Origin of the sequence: Nostoc sp. CALU 1950, assembly GCF_051172895.1 — a bacterium.
GTDB lineage: Bacteria > Cyanobacteriota > Cyanobacteriia > Cyanobacteriales > Nostocaceae > Nostoc > Nostoc edaphicum_A.
The window spans coordinates 1-25,007 of the sequence record NZ_JBDNJQ010000127.1 but is presented as its reverse complement, the minus strand read 5'-3'; the positions used below and the strand labels follow the sequence as shown (position 1 = coordinate 25,007).

The following is a 25,007-nucleotide window of genomic DNA, read 5'->3' as shown; positions in this document are numbered from 1 at the left end:
TTTAACATATTTTGGGCTATTTTTATCGGATTTTTCTTAACATTCAACACTTTTGGCTAAACTCTTATGGCTTGGATTAAAAAATATTGTCATCTTTTCAGACCTAACTCTCAATTTCTCTCTGCGACTCTGCGTGAAACAAAAAAGATTTAGTTCACTTACTTGAAAATGGCTGTATAAAAAAGTTCAATAAATCATGTAGGGGTGGACGAATGTCCACCCCTATTAAAATCAGGTAACACCAAAGACAATCACTAAGCCCAAAACTGCCCCAAACACAATCAAGGCATAGAATTGAGCGCGACCGTTTTCTAGGTACTTCAGACCTTCACCGCTGACAAGGGTGAAAAAGCCTGTGAGGTTAACAGCACCATCGACAACGCGGAAGTCAACTTCCATAACTTGTCTAGCTAGGCGACGCAAGCCGAGGACAAAAACCCGATGGTAAATGTCATCAAAATACCACTTGTTAAGAGATAACTCGTAAAGTGGTTTGATTTGAGCAGCGATCGCAGCCGGGTCAATTTTACGACGTAAATACATCAGCGAAGCCAGGGTAATCGCAATCAAGGAAATTCCGACTGAGGCACCCGCCATAATGTAAAATTCCGTCGGATTGAACTCGGAAGCCTTTTCTATAACTTCGGAGAGAGTTTCACTAGGAGGAAAGATAAACTCTTCAAAATAATTGGCGTAGGGAGTTCCCACCAAACCAATCAAAATAGAAGGCACAGCCAACAGTGCCAACGGCAGTGTCATTGTCCACGGCGATTCGTGGGGGGAGTCGCTGTGATGCCCGTGGGAGTCATGGGAATCATGCTGCTGACTAGTTGCCGCCAATTCTCCTTTCTTCATCGCCCCAGGCCCAAAATTCGGGACTGGTTCTTCTGACTCTAATTCCAGGACAATTGTGGCCGCAGCTTTCTTGAGTTTTTCCTTGATTTTCTCGTCAGTACCCCGGAATTTGCCTTCAAATGTCATGAAATACATTCTAAACATATAGAAAGCAGTAATCCCGGCAGTTAGCCAGCCGATGAACCAGAGAAGTGGATTAGCCTCAAAAGCCTTCCCCAGGATTTCATCTTTTGACCAGAAGCCAGCAAAGGGCGGAATACCAGAAATTGCCAAGCAACCAATCAAAAAGGTAATTGACGTGACGGGCATATACTTTCGCAGTCCACCCATCAAGCGCATATCTTGAGCTAAAGCGGGGTCGTGTCCAACAACACCTTCCATGCCATGAATTACTGAACCTGAACCCAAGAACAGCATCGCCTTGAAATAGGCGTGGGTCATCAGGTGGAATAGTCCAGCACTGTAGGAACCTATTCCCATTGCCATCACCATGTAACCCAGTTGGGAAATGGTGGAGTAAGCCAAGCCCTTTTTGATGTCGTTTTGGGTAATGGCAATGCTAGCCCCTAAAAACGCCGTAAACGCCCCAGTAAAGGCAATGACATTCATTGCGACAGGGACGCCTTCAAATACTGGGTACATCCGGGCAATTAGGAAAACACCCGCTGCCACCATTGTTGCCGCGTGAATCAAGGCAGAAATGGGGGTGGGGCCTTCCATCGCGTCTGGTAGCCAGACATGGAGAGGGAATTGGGCTGATTTTGCTACTGGGCCTAAGAAAACTAAAATCGCAAACAGGACAGCGAGAAAATTGCTGATCGAACCTGATTCTACGAGTTGGGCGAGGCGATCGCCCATGATATTAAAATCAAAGCTTCCTGTTGCCCAGAATAGTCCCAAAATGCCGAGTAACAAACCAAAGTCGCCTACGCGGTTGGTTACAAACGCTTTTTGCGCCGCATCGGCTGCTGACTTGCGATCGTACCAAAAACCGACCAGCAAGTAGGAACACATCCCGACCAGTTCCCAGAATATATAAATCTGTACTAGGTTGGGGCTGATCACCAGACCTAACATTGAGGAGCCAAATAAACTGAGATAGGCGTAAAACCTCACATAACCGGGATCGTGAGCCATGTAGCCATCGGTGTAAACCATGACTAAGCAGGCTACCGTGGTTACAATCACCAGCATAAGGGCTGTCAGGTGGTCAATAGTGTAGCCCATGCTCAGGTGAAAATTACCTGCTGCCGCCCACTCAAAGGTGCGGAGATAAGGCGCATGTCCTTGAATTTGACTCCATAACAAGGCAAACGACAGCCCCATAGCTGCTGCCATCATGGAGATAATCACCACAGCATTGAGCTGCCGTAGGCGGTTTGTCACCTGATTCAACGAGATTAACCCTAGACCGACCAGCATTGCCCCAAAAAGAGGGAACACCGGAATCAGCCAGGCATACTGATAGATTACTTCCATCACTGACGCCTACTTTTAGAATTCTTGATTAGCGTGTCGAAACTGTTAATAATTGTGACACACACCCTTTAGCATAAAATAACCCACCCAATGACCTTTGGGTGGGGTGTTAAGCATGGTTTTAGATTTGGTCACTCGTCATTGGTCATTAGTCACTCGTCATTTGTCATTTGTCCCATGCCCTATCATGCCCAATGCCCAATACCCAGTATCCATCAAGCTGATCGACACTCTAAGTCCACTGTTTTGGAACTTTTGTAGATTTTGGGGTAATTGCTGTAGCTGGCTTTAATCTCTTCTAAAGCTAGACGTAAATCTTCTCTGCCGCGAAAGCATTCCAAGCGATGGCGAATGGCACCATTTTCAATCAATAGTAAAGTGGGTAGTGATTTTAGCCTATAAGTAGTAGACAATTTAAAATTTTGATCGGCGTTAACGCTAACTAATTTAATTTCTTCCCCGCATTGGGCTTGAAATTGCAACAACAGTGGGTGGATAATCCGACACAAGCCACACCAAGGTGCTTCAAAATTAACTAAAACAGGAATAGGAGATTCTAAAACTTCTTGAGTAAATGTCCGCTCACTAACCGACAACACCATGACGCCTCTTGGATTATTAAGGTTTTTATATCAAACTAGCTATCAGCACTAAATTCAGTGGTGCTGAGTTCCGAGTCCTGTTAGCGGTAGGGGGCGTTTAGCCCGTGTTGAGTATAAGTCCATAACTAAAGTTAAGGGATTCAATGAGGAACTCGTTTCTTTTTCTTTTAGAGTACAAGGGGGCTTGGGACTAATTGCCAAGCAATGAATACTAAATTGCTTGATTTTACTCAGGACTCAGCACTCAGCACTAACTTCGGTGAAGGATTGGCAAATCAGTAACTGCCGATAGATGCTTTCAGGACACCAACTTTCAGGACACCAACTTTCAGGACACAGAATAATTAAATAAAAATTGAGCGCATTAATGTGTCTCTGACAAAAAAGCCACCGTAGAAGTCGCGTTGGCTTTTTTTGATGTTAAACTACTGACCGCTGTGGCTGCCTGGGGGTTGACTGAATCTGCCATTAACTCCCAAGGAAAGGCAACTGACTAACGACTACCAATATAGAATCTCAAGCTGACTGAACGCACCCCCACTGATAGATGTTTGAATTTATCCTACATTGATTTGGGGTAATTGATAAGCTTAAATTTCCATCTATTTCGGATTTTCTGTTGACACTGGGGATCGCCTAAATTTACCATGCTATCCTACTAGTTGCTTCCAGTAACAGAGGGTGCGACCACCAAAGCAAAGCTATAAAAATAGCAACTCCCAAATATGAAGGACGTAGAAATTCCTGCCATTTGAGAGATTGACGCCCGTCAATAATTGCTTTAAAGGGAATAATTGAAGTCCGCTGTTTGGCAAGTTCAAAAGTTTCCCCATAGCGATCGCTCAAACGGCGATCCCCGTGCCAAACCCCAAACAAGTGATGCAATACTAATCCAATGGAAGTCACAAGGGTAAAGGTAGTACCCAACCACAGAGTATGAGCAACACACCAAATTATTTGTCCTACCATCTGGGGATGACGGGTAATCCGAATAATTCCTGTTTCGTAGAGATGAACTTGGGGCTTTTGAATGGCAGCAATTTCTAGTAGATTGAAGGTAGCAGGATATAAAAACAAAAACGAGATTGCTGACAGCAGCCAAACAAATTCTCGTACTCCTGGCACCCCTTGTACCTGCCAAAGTTGCAAACCATCATAGCGGTGCCCAAAAAAGTAAATAATTAATATCACAGCCAACGGTAGGCTGACTAATGCAAAGAAAATGCGATAAAGCCTTGGGCCAATATACTTTTCTGCCCAAGGACGCAAAGCAGCGCCTCCACTGTGAGCGATCGCAAAAACTATTTGTAACCCCAGTATGACAAAATGACTGGGTGTCAACCAAGAAATCAGCAGCATATACACCGGTGAAGTAATTTAAAGAAAATTGAATTCAGTACAACCAATACCACAAAGTATTCAAAAGGGGACTTTAGTCAAGATGTTGTGCTACTGTCTTTTTCGAGTCAAGCCTTCAAGTTCAATATGCAACAAATCATGTCCGGCTGATTGCTGCCAAACCGGATTCATTGCGTGCATCTGCTCCTTTAAAAGTTTGTGGGTTGAGCCTTATGTCTGACCTTCCTTTCACTTTAGATCAGTTACGTATCCTGAAAGCGATCGCTGTTGAAGGAAGCTTCAAGCGTGCCGCTGATAGTCTTTATGTCTCCCAGCCCGCCGTGAGTTTGCAAGTGCAAAATCTCGAACGGCAACTCGATGTCCCCTTATTCGACCGTGGAGGACGACGCGCCCAATTAACCGAAGCCGGGCATCTACTCTTAAACTACGGTGAAAAAATCCTCAGTCTGTGTCAGGAAACCTGCCGTGCGATTGAGGATTTGCAAAATCTTCAAGGCGGTACTTTGATTGTCGGTGCTTCTCAAACCACCGGCACTTATCTTTTACCCAGAATGATCGGCATGTTCCGACAAAAATATCCAGATGTGGCGGTGCAATTACACGTCCACTCCACCCGGCGGACTGCTTGGAGTGTTGCTAACGGACAAGTTGATCTAGCGATTATCGGCGGTGAAATTCCTGGAGAACTGTCGGAATCTTTAGAAGTTATTCCTTACGCTGAAGACGAACTAGCGCTGATTTTACCTGTCTTTCATCCCTTTGCCAAACTTGAAAAAATCCAAAAAGAAGACCTATATAAATTACAATTCATTGCCCTAGATTCCCAATCGACTATCCGCAAAGTAATTGACCAAGTGTTAGCACGCTGTGAAATTGATACCAGACGTTTGAAGGTGGAAATGGAATTGAATTCCATTGAAGCCATTAAAAATGCTGTCCAATCTGGTTTGGGGGCTGCCTTTGTCTCAACAAGTGCGATCGCTAAAGAGTTACAAATGGGCGTTCTACACTTTGCCAACATTGAAGGCGTCGTTGTCAAACGGACACTGTGGCTGATTTTTAATCCCAATCGCTATAGATCCAAGGCCGCAGAAGCCTTTAGTCAAGAAATTTTACCCCAATTTGCTAACCCAGGATGGAACCAAGATGTGTTAAAATTAGCACAAAAAAACATAGTGTTAACTACATTAGAGATAGCAACGCCCATCTCCTCCAGCGAAGAATAAAATTAGGTCATTTGACCAAATAATTCGTAATGACGCTCTCTACGAGACGCTAAAAGCGAACGCGGACTCGCTACCGCTGCGCTAACGTAATTCGTAATTATTAACCTATCGCTGTTCGTGCAGAGTGCTGTAGGCAAGCCAAGGGTTTAATATCAGAAAAAAAAGGTTCCTGTTCTTCATTAAGAAATTTAGTTTCTCTGTAACCTGAACTAATTACGAATTACGTCGCTTGCTTCTCGCCTTCTCTACGAGACGCTACGCGAATGGCGAGTATTATCAATTACGAATTATTTTGACTAATCACGAAAATGGAAGTTTACTGCACTCGTCCACGTTGTCCACGACCGCAAAACTATTTTGCTGATTTAGATGATGTTACGACACTGAAAACAACCCAGCAAAAGTATTGCACTACCTGTGGAATGCCACTGATGCTAGATGGTCGATACGTGCCAACGAAGCTGCTGGGAAGGGGCGGGTTTGGAGCAGCCTTTTTGGCACGCGATCGCCGAATACCGGGAATGCGTCAATGCGTAGTTAAGCAGTTCCAACCAGCAGGAAATTTAACCTTAACTCAACTGCAACAAGCACAGTTGATGTTTGAGAGAGAGGCAGAAGTTTTAGCACAACTTGGTAACGATCACGATCAAATTCCTGACTTATTTGCCTTCTTTCCAGTGATAGTTAATAGCTTGCAAGCAGGAGAGCAAGACCAATTTTTTTACTTGGTACAAGAATACATTGATGGGCAAAACCTAGAAGAAGAATTAGTTCAACAGGGCAAATTTTCTGAAAAGCAGGTGTTAGAGGTATTGCAAGAAATTCTGAAGGTATTAGATTTTGTCCATGACAGAGGCATTATCCACAGAGACATTAAACCTTCTAACATCATGCGTCGTCGTGATGGTAAGCTTTTTTTACTAGATTTTGGTGCAGTTAAACAAGTCACAAATGCTGCATCTGGTTCTGCTGCTTCTTCCACAGGAATTTATTCTATGGGATTTGCACCACCTGAGCAGATGGCTGGGGGTCAAGTATTTCCATCTACGGATTTATACGCTTTAGCTGTAACTCTGATTACCTTGTTAACAAATCAGGAAGCAATTCAACTATTTGATGCCTATAGCAACCAGTGGAAATGGCGATCGCAAGTTAGTGTCAACCCTCGCCTTGCTGACATTTTAGACAAGATGCTGCTACCCGCCGCTAATCAGCGCTTCCAGTCAGCCCAAGAGGTTCTACGTGTACTTAACTCACAGGCGGCTCAAGCCCCTACACAACTTAACTCGCCCTCTGCAACCCTCCCGCCACAAACACCCAAAAGTTCCAGTCCTGTCGTCCCCCGTCGTCCACCAACTCAACCAGCATTTTCTACACTGGAATTGTTGGGTGGGGCGGCGTTTAGTGGATTTGAGGGTGCATTGATCGCGATCGCTCTCTTCAGTTTAGTAAAATCACCAATAGTTACTTTAAGCGTTGCAGCTGTGATTTTGGGGATACTGATATTTGCTCAAACCAGACGGTGGATTGAAAAATTCGATTTATTAATTATTCCAACAATTACTTTTGCGATTATTTTTTTTCTCCCCTTTTTACGCGGGGGACTTGACATTTTGTCAGTAGTTATTTTAGCAGTTGCCGCAGGCTTAGTAGCCATTTCACTGACAGCCGTATTTCGACTTATTTATAAATTATTATCTCTCTTACTTTAAAAATTCCTGGTGCTAACAGCCACATAATGTCTCAGAAAAACGAAACACTTAGTCTTTTTTTAGCCGTTATCATCACTATTGGTTTAATATTTGGTGGTCTATGGTTTCTTATGGAACGGTGGGCGCAGTTGAGTGGAACTGCTTCTAAACCTTCGGAGACTGGTAATACAAATAATCCCATAAACCAGTTTGTCAACAGATGTAACGTGGCAAATCTTCCAGAGGGGACATTCAACTATGGTGGTAGCACAACCTGGGCACCCATCCGTAAAGATGTAGACTTCATACTGCAAACTCAATGCCCTCGGTTTATTTTACGCTACACTCAACCTCCTTCAGGTCAAGCAGGATCGGGAACAGGCATTCGGATGTTGATAGATAATCAACTGGCTTTTTCTCAATCTTCTCGCTCAGTGAAAGCTGAAGAAAATACAGAAGCTAAACAAAAAGAATTTAGTTTGAAAGAAATACCGGTGGCGATTGATGGTATTGCGATCGCAGTTAACCACAATCTCAATATCCCTGGTTTAACTGTCGCCCAACTCAAAGACATCTACACGGGCAAGATTACTAATTGGCAACAGGTAGGTGGGCCAAATTTGCCAATTACAGTCTACTCTCGCAGTAAAGAAGCTGGGGGTACAGTAGAATTTTTTGTCGAAAATGTTTTAAATAAAGAGAATTTTGGTACCAACGTTAGTTACATTGGCACGACCACAGAAGCAGTACGAAAAGTAGCAGTGAATACTGGCGCAATTTACTATGCTTCTGCCCCAGAGGTTGTACCCCAATGTACGATTAAGTCCCTCCCACTAGGGCGGACAAGTGGTCAATTTGTGCCTCCCTACCAGGAACCATTTATACCTCAATCTGAATGCCCTAGTAAGCGTAATCAGTTGAATACTAAGGTATTTCGTAGTGGAGATTATGCAATTACCCGCAATTTATTTGTAATCGTTAAACAGAATGGTCAAACAGATCAGCAAGCTGGTGAAGCTTATGCAAATTGGCTGCTGACACCTCAAGGTCAAGAACTAATCGAAAAAGTTGGATTTGTCAGAATTAAATGATCAGAATGCTTAGATTTAGCCAAATAATCAAATAATAAACATATTTACTTTATTCAAATTTGTTCATGTCACAAAAGAATGAAACCACAATTTTAGCTTTGGCCCTGCTGCTGACAGTTGGAATAGTTGGCAGTGGTTTTTGGTGGTTTACTAACAACTCTGGGGTCAAAATTGGTAATACCATTACTCAAAACCCAGAAACAGTCAGCCAAGACCGCCTTAGTTTTGGGGAAAAAACCTTTACTTCCGGTGAGATTTCCCCAGTTAAAAAAGAAGGAGTACAGGCGATCGCTAATAAAAGTTATGACAAAGCGATCGCCAATTTCACCGCTGCCCTAAAACTCAACCGTAACGATCCAGAAGCTCTGATATTTCTTAACAATGCCCGGATCGGTTCTTCCAAGAGTTACACCATCATGGGTTCTGTACCATTTGGCACTGACCCCAATGTTTCTTTAGAAATTTTACGTGGTATTGCCCAAGCCCAAAATCAAATTAATACCTCTGGTGGAGTCAAGGGAGTGCCGTTGAGGGTAGGGATAGCTAATGACGACGACAATCCAGAAATAGCCAAACAAATTGCTTCCAGCCTAGTCAGCAATTCCGAAGTCTTAGGTGTAGTTGGGCCCAATACTAGCGATTCCACCTTAGCCGCAGGTACTATCTATACCTCTGGACAACTTGTAGCAATTTCTCCTACCAGCACATCTGTCAAAATTTCTAACTTTAGCCGCTACGTTTTTCGCACGGTTCCTAGTGATTTTATGGCTGCTAGGAGTCTAGCTAACTACATGGTGAGAACCTTACAGAAAAAAAATGCAGTGGTTTTCTTTAATTCCCAGAGTAACTATAGCCAGTCTTTAAAGTCGGAGTTTGTTTCATCTGTTTCCCTAGAGGGTGGACAGGTATCCAGCGAATTTGACTTATCCAAAGCGGATTTTAGTGCGGCTAGAAGTGTAGAACAAGCAACAAAGCAAGGTGCAGAAGTGTTGATGTTAGCTGCTAACACTGCAACTCTCGATAAAGCGCTGCAAGTAATTCAGATTAACCAGAAACGGTTAACTCTGCTGGGGGGAGATGATGTTTACACCGTTAAAACTTTAGAAATTGGCAGAGAGCAAGCCGCGGGGATGGTAGTGGCAGTTCCTTGGCATATTGAGGGCGATCCTAAGTCAGATTTTCCTCAGAAATCGCGGCAGTTATGGGGTGGTGATGTGAGTTGGCGAAGCGCCCTCAGCTATGATGCCACTGTCGCTCTAATTGCGGCATTAGAACGCAATCCCACACGATCGGGAGTTCAACAAGCATTAGCATCCTCTGAATTTTCTACCAGCGGCGCTTCTGGCACAATTCGATTTTTAGCATCAGGCGATCGCAATGCCCCAGTCCAACTTGTAAAAATTGTTCCTGGTTCCCGCTCCCGCACTGGTTATGACTTTGAACCAGTGCGTTAATCGGTAAGAAAAAATTAAAAATTAACCAATACTTAACCTGGAAAAGCTCTCAACATGGGAAATTGAGCTTTATGGGAAAAAATCTTACTGTCAACTTATTATCACAAGCACTCAAACCTTGAGACAAGAGACAAATAATTTAGGTGAAATTTACTATACTTGGCTTCTAAAGTAATCAGAAGTTAGGATTTGTCATAATTTGCTAATAAAACACCCGTCCTCCAAATACAATCTCAAGTAGCAAGCACCTATCAAGCACTTATATTGAATGGACGCGGGGTTAATTTACTATGTCCCAAAAAAATGAAATACCTATTCTTGTATTATCAATACTGATTACGGTTGGGCTAATAGCTGGCGGTTTTTGGTGGTTCAGTAGAAAGTCTGGTTTGGAGCTAAATACAATTAATTCTGGTAATAATTCTGGTAACACCAACACGCCCCAAGCCGCATCAGGAAAACCTAGCAGCGGGACTTTCTCTTTAGTAAAGGATGTTCCCACAGGATTATTCAATTACGGTGGCAGTACATCTTGGGCACCGATTCGACTAATAGTTGATTCCGCAATTCAAGCCGCGCGGCCAGAGTTACGGCTGCGCTATGTAGAACCCAGCAATGCATCTCCTGGTTCTGGTACTGGCATCCAGTCGTTAATAGATGGTCAACTAGCCTTTGCCCAGTCCTCTCGACCAGTTCTAGATCAGGAATTAAGCCGTGCCCAGCAGCGTGGATTCAGTTTAAAACAAATTCCTGTGGCAATTGATGGTTTAGCGGTTGCAGTTAATCCCAACCTGAATATCCCAGGACTAACGGTAGAACAGTTAAAGTCAATTTACATAGGCAAAATCAATAATTGGAGCCAGGTGGGCGGCCCCAATATCCCGATTAAGCCCTATTCCCGCCGCATTACTGATGGCGGTACAGTCGAACTTTTTGTCCAAGACATCTTGGGTGGTCAAGCTTTCAGCTCCAATGTGGAATTTATCTCCACAACCACCCAAGCCTTGCAAAAATTGGCTGGTAGTCCTGGCAGCATCTACTACGCTTCTGCCCCAGAGGTGATTCCTCAATGCTCAATCAAAGCCTTGCCGTTGGGGCGGACGCAAGGGCAATACATTGCTCCATACCAAGAACCTTCTGTCCTCCCGTCTGAATGTCCTGGTAAACGGAACAAGTTGAACATCGAAGCTTTCCAATCAGGAAAATACCCAATTACCCGCAATCTGTTTGTGGTGGTCAAACAGAATGATCAGACTGAGCAGCAAGCAGGTGTCGCTTATGCCAACTTACTGCTGACTGAGCAGGGACAGGAACTGATTACCCAAGCAGGGTTTGTCAAAATTCGCTGACTCCTGCGATCGCTTCCAATAGGGCGTAGCCAATCGCACTTAAGACAGAGTGGCGGAAATCGCCGCTCTGAACTCTACCTTAACCAGCTCTATTAATCGATTCTGCTGGCAAGCAGATTAGATTATCCCCTTGAGTCAAGATTAAGCCACGTTGACGTAGCTTACCCATCAAGCGGGTGACGGTGACACGAGTAGAACCAATCGCGCTACCAATTTGGGCATGGGTGAGGGGAAAGGGCAGACAATAACCGCGAATCACATCAGGATCAGTGTCGCTCATTGCTGGCTCTCCATATTCCTCAATTAACAATGTGAGAAATCCTAAGAGTCGGTCAATTGTGCGACGTTGTCCCAAGGCACTCAGCCACAGCAGCTTACGCTGGTGCTGATACCTAAAGGCATCCATAACTTCGCGACGGAAGTGAGGCCAATTGTCTAAATCGTGCCAGTACATCCACAGCACCGCAGTTTGATCAACATGGGCGTAAGCCTGGAGTGTGAATGGTGATTGAGCAACAATTTCAAATGGCTGTCCCGCTCCCACAAAACCCAAGAACGCTTCTTCTGGAGTTCTGTTGATTCGTCGAGACGTTAGCTGACTAGCAGTCGCACTAACTTGTGCGGTTCCTACCATACGGATCGCACCCCTTTGCACCAAATACAGCAATCCAGGCCGGGCTGGAATGCGCTCATCTTTGCTAAAGGTGCGGCAGCGGTAGTGTTCTTGAGCCCAGTCAAGAATGCGTTGCCAAGTCAAAAAAGGCCGTGATGCCTCAGAAAAGGAGGATGGAGATTGCATAGGTAACAAAGAGCGTTCGGCTGAAGACAAAGACGTAAATAAAAGGGTGCAAGGAGTGTCTTTGTGTTGGCGAGGCAGGCTTAACGCCTAACAGCGCCAGCCAATCCAAAGAATAGAAAGCAAATTACTCTCTACTCTTTTGTTATACTTCCTACTGTACAATGATGGTAGTAAAGTTTACTTACTATTCATCGATTATTCATCAAATTTTATCCTCTTCTCATTTTTCTTCATCTAAATTAAATTTATACCGCAAGATAGATGACAAAAATGTAACAAATATATCTTACATGGCTATTTAAGAAATATTACGTGCATTATAAATTACCAGTTAGCAACTACACGTCAATCAAGCTGCTAGTGTACAGTTATTTAATAAAAGCACTAAGCATTGATACTTATAAAGCAGAAAACGAATGCATAAAAGATGAGAAAATTCCTCTATATAAAGGTAGAGATGATCATAGAGTTTTATACATCTCAAGTGTGTCCCTGCGACTATCAAAATCTCAGAATCGAAAAGCAATGGAGCTGGCCAGTGCGATCGCCTCAGATATATCAGGGATCTGTGGCGACGTTTTTAGCATCCAAATAGTTCCCCCTGGTTGGATACATTTTGAATTAACTCACTCAACCTTAGCGACTTGGTTACAAAGTCTCGCAGTGGGGAGTTCGGGGGAAGAGGGGGAGATGGGGGGCAGGGAGCAGGAAGTAGGGGGAGAAATCAATTCAAAATTCAAAATTCAAAATTCAAAATTAAAGAACTTCTACCTCCTGCCTCCTACATCCTGCCTTCTGCCTCCTGCCTCCTCAGTGCCCAATTCTTTGTTTGCTGTTCAATATGCTCACGCGCGCTGCTGTTCCCTAGTGCTTTTAGCTCATCGAGAGGGGTTGATTAAACTTAGAGAACCAGTTCCAAATACTAGTTCAGCTTTTTGGGATGTTATCTCTCCTAACCCTCTACCTTGGCTTAATTGTGACGGAACACTGCGGTTAAATCACCCAGATGAGCGTCAGCTAATTGGCGAGTTAATACAAGTGATAGACGATATTGAGTGCCCTGATGTTAACGGTTCTGTAAAATGGGAAAAAGTGGCGCTGAATTTGAGCCAAGCTTTTGAAAAATTCTGGTCTAATTGCCGGATTTGGGGTGAGGTAAAAATTAAATCACCAGAGCTAGCCCAAGCCAGACTCGGATTGCTCATGGCTACTCAGTCAGTATTAAGATTTGTCCTAGAGGAAAACCTGGATGTTTTTGCGCCTTTGGAGTTATAAATCGGTAATGTCGCTTAGGTAAAAATAAAAACTTTAATATAGCTATTGACTCAATGCACCACCTCGGCTACATTAGCAGGTGTGTGAGGAGCGAACCAGCTAGGGCACCGAGACGAAACACGGCCAGTCGTCGGTGTCCTTTCTGATTTATATGGGTTGGGTTTAAAAAAGTGCCTTCACTACAGTAAAAACTTTTCAATTGCGACTGCTGCCCCATCTTCTTCTACGCTAGGAGCTACCCACCTAGCGATCGCTTGTACTGCTGCTGGTGCGTTGCCCATAGCTACACCAAGTCCAACATACTCCAGCATTTCCACATCATTGAAGTTATCGCCAATGGCCATAACATTGGCTAACTGTAATCCTAATAATTCTTCGGCTAGGTAACGTACAGCCGTCCCCTTATTCACAGAGGCGTTCGTTGCTTCAAAAAAGGTAGCAACAGATGTTGTCAGATAAAGTTCAGCGGGTGTGTATTGGCGGCGCAAATTTCCTAATAGCTTGTCGATAACATCAGTGTCATCACACAAAGCAAGAATTTTTGTCGGTTCATTCGTTAAGGCTTGACGCAAATCACCCACAGGAATCGGCGTAATACCAGAACGTTCTGCATACATTTGGGTTTCTCTGGTTAACTCACGGACGTATAGCTGATCATTTATGTAAAAGTGGACAGATAGAAGCGATCGCAACTCAGGCTTTTCAAAATAGTCGAGTAACTGGTGGGCGATTTCTCTGGAAACAACCCAATGGCGATGAATTTTTTGGGTGATCGGGTCTTGAATCCAGGCTCCCTGATAGGCCATTAATGGTAGTGTAGAGCCAATGTCTTGGTGAAAGTGCAAAGCTGAACGATACATTCGACCTGTAGCGATCGCCACTTGAATTCCTCGTTCTTGCGCCGCAATAATAGCTTGCTTAACACCTGCACTAATGGTGTTAGAGTGTCCGGCGATCGTGCCATCTATATCCAAAACTAGTAGTTTAATGTCTTTTGCAACAGCCTGATGATCGGTAGATGCCAAATGTGTGGCAGATGCTTTCTGCATAATTTCCTAGATTTTAAGTTCCAGTAAGAGGTTAACAGGCTCTAGCGACCAGTGGGGAATAGTAGAAAAAATTGGCTTCTCTAGTCAACCAAATCAACAACCAAATTTCCATACTGTGAGGATGCTGAGTCACACAATTAAATTGTTAAAATTCTGGCTAATAGGCGCAATAAAAAACCCGATTCTCGAAAAAATCGGGCATTTTCATTTAAATTAAATAGACTGACTGATAGATGGAATGGTAAAAACCTACCTATTCAAAAAAATCTATGAATTAGGCATCTTGAGCCAGCTTTTTTTGCGTTGTGACAACAAACAAAGCCCAGCAATTAAACCAACTCCAAGTGTGGCAGAGGGTTCAGGTACTGATTTAGCCTCATCGTAGTTATAAGTTACTTTGATACCTGATTTGGCATAAGTATCAACATAGGATCTAATGTTGCCCGATCCTGCAACTACTGATTCAGCTAAAGCTGTGAACAAAAAGTCTATGTTGCCATTACCAATGAATGACTGCAAGAATTGCGTATTAGTGAAAGACTGGATACCCGATTGTGTGGCAGTTAAGTTAGAAACAGTCTTTCCAGAGGTGCCACTATAATCAGTGGTACCATCATATTTAGCAGTTTGGTAACTGTAACTATATCCTGGATTGAGTGCAAATAGAGACTGATTATTTAGTTGTAAGCTGAATTCACTGGTGAGATTTAATGTCACCAGGCTCGCAGTTTGACTCCTATTTTCAAAACCTGCATTTCCAAGGATATCGCCAGTAAATTCTATTGTTACACCTTGAAGTGTGCCTAAAGATGAGTCAAACTTTTGGACGCTCAGGGATGCTTCAATGATATCCGTCAAATCGTAATCAAGGGAACTACTGTACGAGAGAGAAGCTGCATTAGCTACTCCAGAAGTTGCAACGATTCCTGCCAAAGTTGTGGCAGCAGCTAGAGTGTTGAATAGTTTTGTTGTCATGATCGGAGATGCTTTTCTGAAACGAATCATTACGGGATTACTAACTTATTTCTAACTCTGAAAATTTGCTTGTAGTCTTGATAAATATACGTAACTTTATGTAAAGTTATTATGTTTAAGTTCCTTCGAAAAATAGACTTTTTGATTGGTATATATAAAGTTTTGTTAAGGCAAAGAGGCTTTGATAGGGTAATATTATGTCGAAAGATTAAGCTAGTTTTTGTTGGTTCCTGAGATGTAAGCTAGGTCAACCTAATTAAACATAAAAGGTTCAGGAGATAGATCCCCGACTTATCACCAGAAGTCGGGGATCTAGTTACTATCTGGTTAGTATGTTTATACTCACGTACTTAATTGGGCTAGTATCCCTGCTCAAAGTTGGTTCTACTTGGCTTCCGTACTAAAGCTACAAATGCGTAGACATCGCTTTGTCTAAAATGATATGTAAGAGCAATTGGTACGCAAAAATTGCGCCATTGTCGCCAAAGCCAAGCTAAACAAGCATCTGAAATTGCTAACTATGTGACAAGGCTTCTGGCTAAAATAGGGCTATGTCTGAAACTTTCACTTCTGCAACTGCAACACGCCCCACGTTCATCCTCGTAGATGGACACTCCTTGGCTTATCGTTCATACTTTGCTTTCGCCAAAGGGCGAGATGGAGGACTGCGTACCAAAACGGGGATTCCTACCAGTATATGTTTTGGTTTTGTGAAGTGCCTGTTAGAGGTAATGGCAACACAACAGCCTCAAGCAATGGCGATCGCTTTTGATTTGGCTGAGGCAACTTTTCGCCACGAAGCTGACGAGACTTATAAAGCCGATCGCCCGGAAACGCCAGAAGACTTCATTCCCGACTTAGAAAACCTGCATGAGTTGCTGAATGGCTTCAATCTACCCTTTTTCACTGCCCCTGGTTTTGAGGCTGATGATGTTTTGGGAACCTTAGCACAGAGAGTAACTGCGGCTGGGTATAGGGTGAAGATTCTCACTGGCGATCGCGATTTATTTCAACTAATCGACTCTGACAAAGAAATCACTGTTCTGAATTTTAGTCCAGATGCCCTAAAGCGCTCTACAAATAGCATCACGGAATTTGAAGCAGAACAAGTCAAAGAGAAAATGGGCGTTTTACCTTCACAAATTGTTGATTTTAAAGCTCTTTGTGGTGATAAATCAGATAATATTCCTGGTGTCAAGGGAATTGGAGAAAAAACAGCAGTACAACTTCTGAATACCTATGGTTCTCTTGAGCATATTTATGCTGCGTTAGATGAAATTAAAGGTGCAACTCAGAAAAAACTGGCAATGGGTAAAGAAGATGCCGAAAAGTCTCGCTATTTGGCAACCATAGTTTTAGATGTTCCTATAGAATTTGATTTAGAAAATTGTAAATTAAAAGGGTTTGATACAAACGTCTTATCACCAATTTTAGAAAAATTAGAATTCAAGTCTTTTTTAGGCAGGATAAACGACCTTCAAAAGCGTTTTGGTGGCAAACTTGAAGACAAAGTAGACACAATTAATACTAACTTTAATAACTCAGAATTCAGCGCTGAGGAAGATAACGATTTGTGGTTTTTTAGTGCTAGTGATACAGCAGCAGTTCCACAACAATCGACTTCCCCAATTACACCACGTATCATCAATACCGAAGCTAAATTAACTGAGTTAGTGAAAATTTTACAAAAATTCACTAATCCAGAAACACCCGTTGCTTGGGACACTGAAACCACGGATTTAGAACCAAGAGATGCTGAGTTAGTAGGAATTGGTTGCTGTTGGGGAACGAAACCAGATGAGGTAGCTTATATTCCTGTGGGGCACAAAACTGGGGAAAATTTACATAAAGATTTGGTGTTAGAAGTATTACGCCCAATTCTCGAAAGTGCGGATTATCCAAAAGCTTTACAAAATGCCAAATTTGACCGCTTAGTTCTCAGGTGTCAAGGAATTAAATTGGCGGGAGTCGTGTTTGATCCCATGTTGGCAAGTTATATTCTCAATCCCGATTCAAGTCATAATTTAATGGATTTGTCGCAGCGATATTTGGGATTGATAGCTAAAAGTTACTTAGATTTAGTTCCTAAAGGCAAAACTATCGCTGATATAGATATTCCCGCCGTCGCAGATTACTGCGGGATGGATGCTTATTCTACCTTTGGTTTAGTGGCGAAATTGCGCGAGGAACTGGATAACTTTCCAGCTTTGTCTAAGCTATTAGTGGAAGTGGAACAGCCACTAGAAGCGGTTTTAGCCCAAATGGAATACACAGGTGTTCGCATTAATTCAGCTTATTTGCAAGAACTTTCGCAGCATTTAGAAACAGAGTTAGCTAGGTTAAAAGAGCAAGCAACTGAAATAGCTGGGGAAAATTTTAACTTAGGTTCTCCTAAACAATTGAGCCAAATATTGTTTGAAAAGCTGGGGTTAAGCACCAAACATTCTCGTAAAATACAAACGGGCTTCTCTACAGACGCAGCAACACTAGAAAGACTTCAAGAAGATGATAACACTGGGTTTGTTGAGGCGATCATTGAGTATCGTACTCTATCCAAATTAAAGTCTACTTATGTTGATGCATTACCTGCATTGGTGCGTCCAGATACCCAGCGAGTGCATACTGATTTTAACCAAGCAGCAACATCAACGGGTAGGTTATCTTCTTCTAATCCGAATTTACAAAATATCCCCATTCGTACAGCTTTTAGTCGCCAAATTCGTAAGGCATTTTTGCCAGAACCTGGTTGGTTAATGGTGGCTGCTGATTACTCACAAATTGAATTACGAATTTTGGCTCATTTGAGTCAAGAGCCGATATTAGTGCAAGCATATCAGCAAAATGAGGATGTTCACACTGTTACCGCGCGGTTAGTTTTTGAAAAAGAACATATCACCTCAGAAGAACGAGGGATGGCAAAAACTATCAATTTTGGTGTGATTTATGGTATGGGTTCTCTCAGGTTTTCACGCTCAACTGGGATAGATAAGACCATTGCCAACGAGTTCATTAAGCGGTTTAATGAACGATATCCAAAAGTTTTTGGATATTTGGAGCGAGTAAAAAAAGAAGCGATCGCTCTTGGTTATGTAGAAACTATTTTCGGTCGCCGTCGTTATTTTGACTTTACTAATAACAGTTTACGCAAATTAAAAGGCAGTAATCCAGAAGATATTGATCTGAGTAAATTGAAAAATTTGGGTGCTTATGATGCGGGTTTATTACGCTCTGCTGCTAATGCACCAATTCAAGGTTCTAACGCTGATATTATCAAAATTGCAATGGTAAGATTGCATGAGGTTTTGAAGAACTATCAGGCGCGTTTGTTGTTGCAAGTTCATGATGAATTAGTGTTTGAAATCCCTCCTAATGAGTGGGAAGAATTACAACTACAAATTAAATCGGTGATGGAAAATGCAGTGCAGTTGAGTGTGCCTTTGCTTGTAGAGGCGCGTGTTGGTGACAATTGGATGGAGACGAAGTAAGTTTAACTGGGGATTGGAAAAATTACATTAATAATTCGTAATTCAACTGATAGTGTCATTAGTAATTACGAATTACGAATGCTAATGTTATACCATTCCTACTCATATATGGAATTTTAATATGCATCGTCGCTGGCTCGTATCTACTTTAGCAATTTTGTTGAGTATAGTTTTAGTTGCTTGCACCACTGCAAATACTCAGCAACCACAAACCAAAGTGGAAAATACCACTGAGGCGACTAACACGAACTCTCAGCAATTACCAAAAGGTTCAGCAAAAAGAGTGGTTGCTCTTTCTTCTCTATCGGCTGATATTATCTCTCGACTAGATAAAACAAAAATTGTTGGAATCACTGGTAGTAAATTATTTAATAATGACTCCAGATTTAAGGATATTCCCCGCGTTAGTGAAGGTCAAAGTCCGCCAAATTTAGAAAAAGTGGTAGCACTCAAACCAGATTTAGTTATTGGTGCTGAAGGTTTTTCTAATATCCCAATTCAAAGACTTCAGCAACTAGGAATTCCTACTTTGCTCACTAAGGTGAATAGCTGGGAATCTCTAGAAGAAGTTACTAAAACACTTGCTAAATCAATTAATGCCGATCCTCAACCTTTGTTAAACCGTTACCAAACTTTCTTACCAAATAAGCCAACTCAGAGTTTTTCTACTCTAGCACTGGTTAGTCGTCAACCAATTTTAGCGCCGAATAAAAACAGTTGGGCAGGGGATTTGCTAGTAAAATTTAAAGCAAAAAATATAGCAGCAGATTTACAAGGAAAAAGCCCAGTTGGTGGCTACGTGACGCTTTCGGCTGAGAAAGTTTTAGAAGCAAATCCAGAGGTGATAATTTTAGTTAATCCTCCACAAGGAAATTCGGAAGTAGCGCTTTTAGATTCTTTGAAAAAGGAAGCTTTTTGGCAGCAACTGCAAGCAACTAAAAATAACCGAGTCTATGTGTTTGATTATTTTGGTCTGGTTAATCCAGGTAGTATAGATGCAATAGAAAAGGCTTGTCAGCAGCTTAAGCAAGCGTTATTTGCCCCACAGGAAACTTAATCTTCTTACTTGGCAACACTCAACTAAAGGGTGTTCAGCTTTACTAACAACTCTCAAAACTAGTTATTTACAGTGTTGTTGAAGAAGAGATACAGCTAATTCAAAACTATTAGGTTGAGTTTGTACTGCATAGGCTTCTCTTTCTAAATCTTGTCGTTTGGCATCAGTATAGCGTCTAAAAAATGGTTGAGCATAATTGCTTGGCTGAATGTCTAAACCTAAAGTTTTTATTTTTCCTTTTCCGGCACATACCTGTGCTGCATGAACAGTTTCATGGATTAGTGTTTGAGTCCCAATATGTAACTCAAACACTACGGGATTAATCCAAATTTTTTTGTCAGCTTCTCTTAGTAACCCATAAGCTCCTCGCTTTGGTGGTAGTGCAATGATTACCTGAAATCCTTTCTTTTCTAATTCATTTTTTAAATCTAAAAATTTTGTTTCAGGATTGGGTATTTGAGAAAGCAACAGTAAGGAATTTAATATAAAAATTTTGCTCATTTACTTTTTTGATTACACCAATTCAATTAATGATTGCAACACATCCTTGGCTAAAGACGCGATGAATTGCGTCTCTACAAATAGTTGATTTGTTGCATTATTTTTTCAAATTGGTATTAGTTGAAAACATTTGTATTAAATTACAATGGCAAAAATATTAACTGTGGCTTTAACTAAGGTAGCTACTTCTGGATCGACATTAGCGTAGCGATCGCTAAGATAATTCCCAGTCATAGACTGGGAACGAGGTAACTGACTATGCTTTTAATCTTTTGCAGAACTAATTGGTTTTTGAGCAAAGGGGATATTCTTTTTACCTTCAGGAGAAGCACCCCCGAGGCTGCGGAAATACAATCCTCCAATGGTGAGTAAAAATGCCACGTATCCCACTGCTTGCACAAGATAGAGATTGTCTCTATAGCCAAATAAAGATTTGAGAATAATGCCAGGAAACTGTTCGTCAGGCAAAATTGTGGAAGTATTTGAAACCATTGGCCCCAAAATACAGGAGTGGACTTTTGTAAAATGTTCGTAATAGAAACAAAGGTTTTCTGTAGCGCGACTGCTAAGGGCAAGGTTAGCCACAGCTTCGTCAAAATGTTTCAAGGCTGAAACTACCAATCCAGCCACAATCAACACTAATAAAATGCCCATTACCTGAAAAAACTGGCGGATGTTAATTTTGACACCCCATTTAAATAGCAGCACTCCAATAGCGGATGCCGTTACCAAACCAGCAATAGCGCCCAACGCTGGCATTAATCCCTGTTGAAAATTAGCAGCAACGAAGAGAACAGTTTCAAAGCCTTCGCGGACAACGGCAATTAAAATTAAGGTAAAAACACCCCAGCCAGCATTTGAGTTTTGTGTCAGTGCTTCTGTGACTGCTCCCTCAACTGTAGCTTTCATGAATCTGGCTTGTTTAGTCATCCAGATTAGCATCCAACTGAGCATTGCGATCGCTAATACACTAAACACACCTTCTAGCGCTGGCTCAACTACGGTGGTGTATTGAGGATTCGCTGCTCCCAGTACTTGAATTATCCAACTGAATAGCACACCGATTAAGGCACTAACGACAATGCCAACGCCAACACCAGCATATACCCAAGAGTTGAGTCGGGATTGTTTAGCTTTTTTCAGCAAAGCCAGTACAATGCCAACAACAAGGGCAGCTTCCACTCCTTCTCGGAGTGTGATTACAAAAGTAGGTAGAGCAGTACTAAAATTCATCTTTTGTCCTTTGTCCTTTGTCTTTTGTCCTTTGTCATTAGTCCCTTGTCATTAGTCCTTTGTCCTTTGTTTTTGTCTAATGACTAATGACTAATAACTAACGACTAATGACTAATGACTAATGACTAAATGACTATTAACTAAAATCGCGTAGCATCTTTTTCAGTTCGAGATTATGCATCTCTTCTTGTCCAATCATACCGCGAGCGAATTCTTCAAGATAAATGCTGGCATTGGTGACAGTTTCAAGCAGATTTTTATACAGTTCCAATGCCTTTTTTTCATGGGATAAGCTTTCTTCCAAGATATCCTTGACTTTATGCTGGTAGGTTTCTTCCATTGGGGCAATTTTCAGGGAGGGATGCCCATCTAAACCGGTGAGAATTTCTCCTACTTGTTCGGCATGAAGTAAAGACTCACTTGCCTGTGCTTTGAAAAAAGCCACGATTGGAATACGGTTAGGGCCAGTTACCATCAAAGAATAATGTGTGTAGCGCACTACCCCTGCTAGTTCAAATTCCATGATGGCGTTCAGCAGGTCAATGGTCTTTTTATGGTCAAGTTCTTGCATCAGTTGTTAGTTCAAGTAACGAATGGAGTGTAATTAGTTAGGAGTTATAAGTTGGAAGTTAAGAGTTAGTAGTTTGAGATTCATAACTCACAATTCATAACTCCTAACTCTTAACTATTTTAAACTCCTTAATCTATACTTACCATTAAATTAAAGTGTTATCGCTGTGCTTGGGTATTGGATTTGTCTACGACTTTTTGAGAGTTTTCCTCAATGGTTTTCACGAGTTTGGTAACATCATTAGGTGTTTTGACTGCTTTTGCTGGTGGGATGGCGGTGGGCCAAACTTTTATGAGTTCAGCGAAACTAGCATCGATCGCTTTGTGTGCTTCGGGATCTGCTTGAGCTACTTGACTAGAAATTCCTTTGTATAAATCATTGGCGTAAACGACAAAACCACGGGAGTCTTGATACTCAATTGGTGCGGTTATTTTACCATCTGCGATCGCTGCGCCATATTCGGAGTTGGCTGAATCTAGTAGTTCGTTAATTACCTGTAGCGTAAATCCTGGTTTTGAGCGTTGAGCTTCTGGCAAAGCTGCGATCGCTCCGTCAACTGCTTGTACTGAAGAAGTAAAATTAGTTTTAACTTTGCTATCCTTCGGACTAGATTTCACTAAATCTTGCAAACTCACCAAAGTTGTCTTAAATTCTTTAACTTTGCGCTCATTTAATTGTTCTTCTACATCAACGTAAATTTCTTCAACCGGATGTCCTATATGAGGTTCTGCTTGCTTCGGCTGATTCTGATCTAGAAGTTCTTGTGCTACTAAAAGATGCCCTTTCATTAAACCTAATTTAGACATATAGTCAACATCTTTTGCCTCACCTGTGAGTACAACTTCTTGAACACCAACCTGGTCTTTAATTTGGTCGAACTGCTCTTGAGTAATTACTTTTTTAGTAACTAAATCTTCTGGACTCCCATAAGGACGACTTGCCTGGATTTTGTTCGATAATGCCGGAACACCTAGCTTGGCTTCAAACTTATCCAATTCTGACAAGATGGCAGTGTTAATGTTTATTTTTTCTTTACCACCGTGACCACTATGACTGTTATTACTTGCTGCCTCTGTAGCTTGAGGGCTAGCAACTGGTGCTGATGGATTTTCTGCGGTTGGCGTACTACTACAGGAACTCAAGGTAACTATTAAGGTTGCTGCCGCTGTTAAACAGATATAACGAAGTTTTATCATTTTTGCTTCTCACACAACTTAAAAGGTATTAATTGAAAAATTTCAAACTATTACTAGTAGTCTGTCAAATTCATTTTGACGGTTAGAGAGACGCGATAAATCGCCGTCTCTACAGGGAATTAATCCATCAATTATTTATTGACAGACTACTAGGATCTAGTTTGTTTGACAGATTGTCATAGATTTTACTGTTGCATATAATGATATTTTTTATCAACTATTCTCTAAAATTCTCATGAATTAATTACGAATACTAAATAATATTGTCAGGAATTTTTCACAGGATTTTGAGAGATCCTCTCAGTAATTACTTCAAATTGACCCATACAACCGTTTTCTGCGATCGCATCTTGATGGGGATGGAACATATACTTACCTGGATAGCGAAAAGCAAATTCTAAGATGTGCCTTTCTGCTACACCCATCGTAATCACATCAGTTTTCTCGCTAGGAGTCATACTCATGCCGTAGCGATAGACATCAAAGAAGTTGGCGTGGAGATGAAACGTCACTGCCGGATCGTATTCAATGATGTTGAGGACATACAGCCGAATCAACTGATCTTTGTAAATCCCAATGGGATGATGCATGTAATAGTGAGGCAAACCATTGAAGGCATAATAGTCATTATGGCTGTCATCATTCACGTCATACCCACCCATCACTAATACAATCTCATCAGCCGGGGGACGGGGAGTTGGTGGATCGATGATGAACATTCCGTACAGTCCCTTAGCGATGTGGCGGGTGACTGGTTCGATATGGCAGTGGTATAAGTGAACGCCATAAGGTTCAGCATCAAATTCATAAATCGTGGCTTTGCCGTTGCTGATTGGGCGAACACCATCCATTTCTGCTGGATGAACGCCATGAAAATGCAAAGAGTGAGAATGTCCTGCGTTGTTGAGAAATAGTACCCGGATGCGATCGCCCTGTTTTGCCCGTAGCGTTGGCCCTGGTATCCTACCGTTTAAATCCCAGATGTTGTAAGAGACAGCAGTATTGAGTTTTATGATGGAAGTACCCGCAGTTAACTGAAATTCCCGGATAGTCCGCCCATTTTCTTGCTTCACCGTCCCATAATCAAAATCCCTTAACATCTTCATCGGGTTAGTAACGCCGTCTGGTGCTTCTATATTGAGTGGTGGCACTTTGACGATTGTCTGACTTTGTAGATTTAGTATCTGCCAAAGTCCAGCTGCACCAGTTACTCCAGCACCTGCTAGGCCCAGCTTCAGTAATTGACGGCGGCTCCACGGTTTTCCGTTACCCAGAGCGGAGTTGTTGGGCATGACATTTAGTTACGGTTAGCGCCAAACAAAGAATTGCAAAAGATTTTCAATTGCTTTTAAATATTAGAGGAATTAATAATAATTGTCAATAATTTTATAGTGTTTCAAAATTGCTACTGAAGTTATTAAATCTAGGTAAAGTGAGAATCAGTAAGTGAAAAATCCAGCCAATTTTCCGGAATATTAACGGTATTAATACGTCATTTTATGTATAAATAATACTGATAAAAAACTAACAGTTCATGCTTGATGTTGATATATTTATTACTTTGATATTACTTAGACTACAGACAATGAGTATAACAGCACCTTGGATATAAACGCCAGCAAGTAACTGTTGGTAATTTGTAGCGTATTTAATTGGCTTAGAGACAATATCAATCGCAATACTTGTCGGTTAAGGGGGAAAGGGGAATTAAAAACCTTTAACCCAAACCCAGTAACCCTTTCCCAAAACCAAACTTTGGG

Annotated in this window: 20 protein-coding genes; 8 read left to right on the top strand and 12 right to left on the bottom strand. The window is 41.9% G+C overall.

The annotated features are described in order from the left end of the window. Positions 1-231 precede the first annotated feature (231 nt). The 3 genes from ABF638_RS27175 to ABF638_RS27165 form a co-directional block, all read right to left on the bottom strand. Entirely contained in the window at positions 232-2,334 is a 2,103-nt protein-coding gene (locus ABF638_RS27175; RefSeq protein ID WP_435026004.1) for an NAD(P)H-quinone oxidoreductase subunit 5, read from the bottom strand. A gap of 215 nt (positions 2,335-2,549) precedes the next feature. Next, a complete protein-coding gene (locus ABF638_RS27170) occupies positions 2,550-2,936 on the bottom strand; it encodes a thioredoxin family protein (protein ID WP_435026003.1) in 387 nt (128 codons plus the stop codon). A gap of 642 nt (positions 2,937-3,578) precedes the next feature. Then, on the bottom strand, positions 3,579-4,295 hold the full coding sequence (locus ABF638_RS27165; RefSeq protein ID WP_435026002.1) for an NnrU family protein: 717 nt from the start codon (positions 4,293-4,295) through the stop codon (positions 3,579-3,581). 212 nt (positions 4,296-4,507) lie between these two features. On the opposite strand from ABF638_RS27165, the gene ABF638_RS27160 reads away from it, so the two are divergent. From ABF638_RS27160 to ABF638_RS27140, 5 genes are all read left to right on the top strand, one after another. Further along, positions 4,508-5,521 (top strand): LysR family transcriptional regulator, encoded by a 1,014-nt coding sequence (locus ABF638_RS27160; protein WP_181929393.1) that lies wholly within the window; start codon positions 4,508-4,510, stop codon positions 5,519-5,521. Between the two features lie 308 nt (positions 5,522-5,829). After that, on the top strand, positions 5,830-7,233 hold the full coding sequence (locus ABF638_RS27155; protein ID WP_435026001.1) for a protein kinase domain-containing protein: 1,404 nt from the start codon (positions 5,830-5,832) through the stop codon (positions 7,231-7,233). Between the two features lie 26 nt (positions 7,234-7,259). Further along, on the top strand, positions 7,260-8,303 hold the full coding sequence (locus ABF638_RS27150) for a substrate-binding domain-containing protein (protein ID WP_435026000.1): 1,044 nt from the start codon (positions 7,260-7,262) through the stop codon (positions 8,301-8,303). A gap of 65 nt (positions 8,304-8,368) precedes the next feature. After that, positions 8,369-9,757, top strand: coding sequence for an ABC transporter substrate-binding protein (locus ABF638_RS27145; RefSeq protein WP_435025999.1), 1,389 nt, complete (start codon positions 8,369-8,371; stop codon positions 9,755-9,757). A gap of 290 nt (positions 9,758-10,047) precedes the next feature. Further along, positions 10,048-11,106, top strand: coding sequence for a PstS family phosphate ABC transporter substrate-binding protein (locus tag ABF638_RS27140; protein WP_435025997.1), 1,059 nt, complete (start codon positions 10,048-10,050; stop codon positions 11,104-11,106). A gap of 79 nt (positions 11,107-11,185) precedes the next feature. On the opposite strand, the gene ABF638_RS27135 is transcribed toward ABF638_RS27140, so the two are convergent. Beyond that, positions 11,186-11,905, bottom strand: coding sequence for a Crp/Fnr family transcriptional regulator (locus tag ABF638_RS27135; RefSeq protein ID WP_012412419.1), 720 nt, complete (start codon positions 11,903-11,905; stop codon positions 11,186-11,188). Positions 11,906-12,430: 525 nt separating this feature from the next. Here ABF638_RS27135 and ABF638_RS27130 point away from each other — a divergent pair. Continuing rightward, on the top strand, positions 12,431-13,180 hold the full coding sequence (locus ABF638_RS27130; RefSeq protein ID WP_435025996.1) for a DALR anticodon-binding domain-containing protein: 750 nt from the start codon (positions 12,431-12,433) through the stop codon (positions 13,178-13,180). A 179-nt stretch (positions 13,181-13,359) separates the two neighbouring features. On the opposite strand, the gene ABF638_RS27125 is transcribed toward ABF638_RS27130, so the two are convergent. Together ABF638_RS27125 and ABF638_RS27120 are read right to left on the bottom strand one after the other, a co-directional pair. Beyond that, the gene (locus tag ABF638_RS27125) at positions 13,360-14,229 is read right to left on the bottom strand and encodes a Cof-type HAD-IIB family hydrolase (protein ID WP_435025994.1); all 870 of its coding nucleotides are present in this window, start codon (positions 14,227-14,229) and stop codon (positions 13,360-13,362) included. Between the two features lie 267 nt (positions 14,230-14,496). Beyond that, on the bottom strand, positions 14,497-15,204 hold the full coding sequence (locus ABF638_RS27120; protein ID WP_435025993.1) for a choice-of-anchor E domain-containing protein: 708 nt from the start codon (positions 15,202-15,204) through the stop codon (positions 14,497-14,499). A gap of 551 nt (positions 15,205-15,755) precedes the next feature. Here ABF638_RS27120 and polA point away from each other — a divergent pair. After that, a complete protein-coding gene (gene polA, locus ABF638_RS27115) occupies positions 15,756-18,689 on the top strand; it encodes a DNA polymerase I (protein WP_435025992.1) in 2,934 nt (977 codons plus the stop codon). A gap of 121 nt (positions 18,690-18,810) precedes the next feature. Next, positions 18,811-19,746, top strand: coding sequence for an ABC transporter substrate-binding protein (locus ABF638_RS27110; protein ID WP_435025991.1), 936 nt, complete (start codon positions 18,811-18,813; stop codon positions 19,744-19,746). Positions 19,747-19,809: 63 nt separating this feature from the next. Here ABF638_RS27110 and ABF638_RS27105 read toward each other — a convergent pair whose 3' ends face one another. The 6 genes from ABF638_RS27105 to ABF638_RS27080 all read right to left on the bottom strand — a co-directional run. Next, on the bottom strand, positions 19,810-20,247 hold the full coding sequence (locus ABF638_RS27105; RefSeq protein ID WP_435025990.1) for a hypothetical protein: 438 nt from the start codon (positions 20,245-20,247) through the stop codon (positions 19,810-19,812). 264 nt (positions 20,248-20,511) lie between these two features. After that, complete coding sequence (locus tag ABF638_RS27100) at positions 20,512-21,480, bottom strand: FTR1 family iron permease (RefSeq protein WP_435025989.1); 969 nt, start codon at positions 21,478-21,480, stop codon at positions 20,512-20,514. A 136-nt stretch (positions 21,481-21,616) separates the two neighbouring features. Then, positions 21,617-22,051 (bottom strand): ferritin-like domain-containing protein, encoded by a 435-nt coding sequence (locus ABF638_RS27095; RefSeq protein WP_069068599.1) that lies wholly within the window; start codon positions 22,049-22,051, stop codon positions 21,617-21,619. Positions 22,052-22,209: 158 nt separating this feature from the next. Next, positions 22,210-23,247, bottom strand: coding sequence for a helix-hairpin-helix domain-containing protein (locus ABF638_RS27090; protein WP_435025988.1), 1,038 nt, complete (start codon positions 23,245-23,247; stop codon positions 22,210-22,212). Positions 23,248-23,513: 266 nt separating this feature from the next. Next, positions 23,514-24,539 carry a multicopper oxidase domain-containing protein gene (locus tag ABF638_RS27085; RefSeq protein ID WP_435025987.1) on the bottom strand — a complete coding sequence of 342 codons (1,026 nt, stop codon included), beginning with the start codon at positions 24,537-24,539 and terminating at the stop codon, positions 23,514-23,516. A 279-nt stretch (positions 24,540-24,818) separates the two neighbouring features. Beyond that, a partial coding sequence (locus tag ABF638_RS27080; protein WP_435025986.1) for a hypothetical protein occupies positions 24,819-25,007 on the bottom strand: 189 nt, incomplete at its 5' end.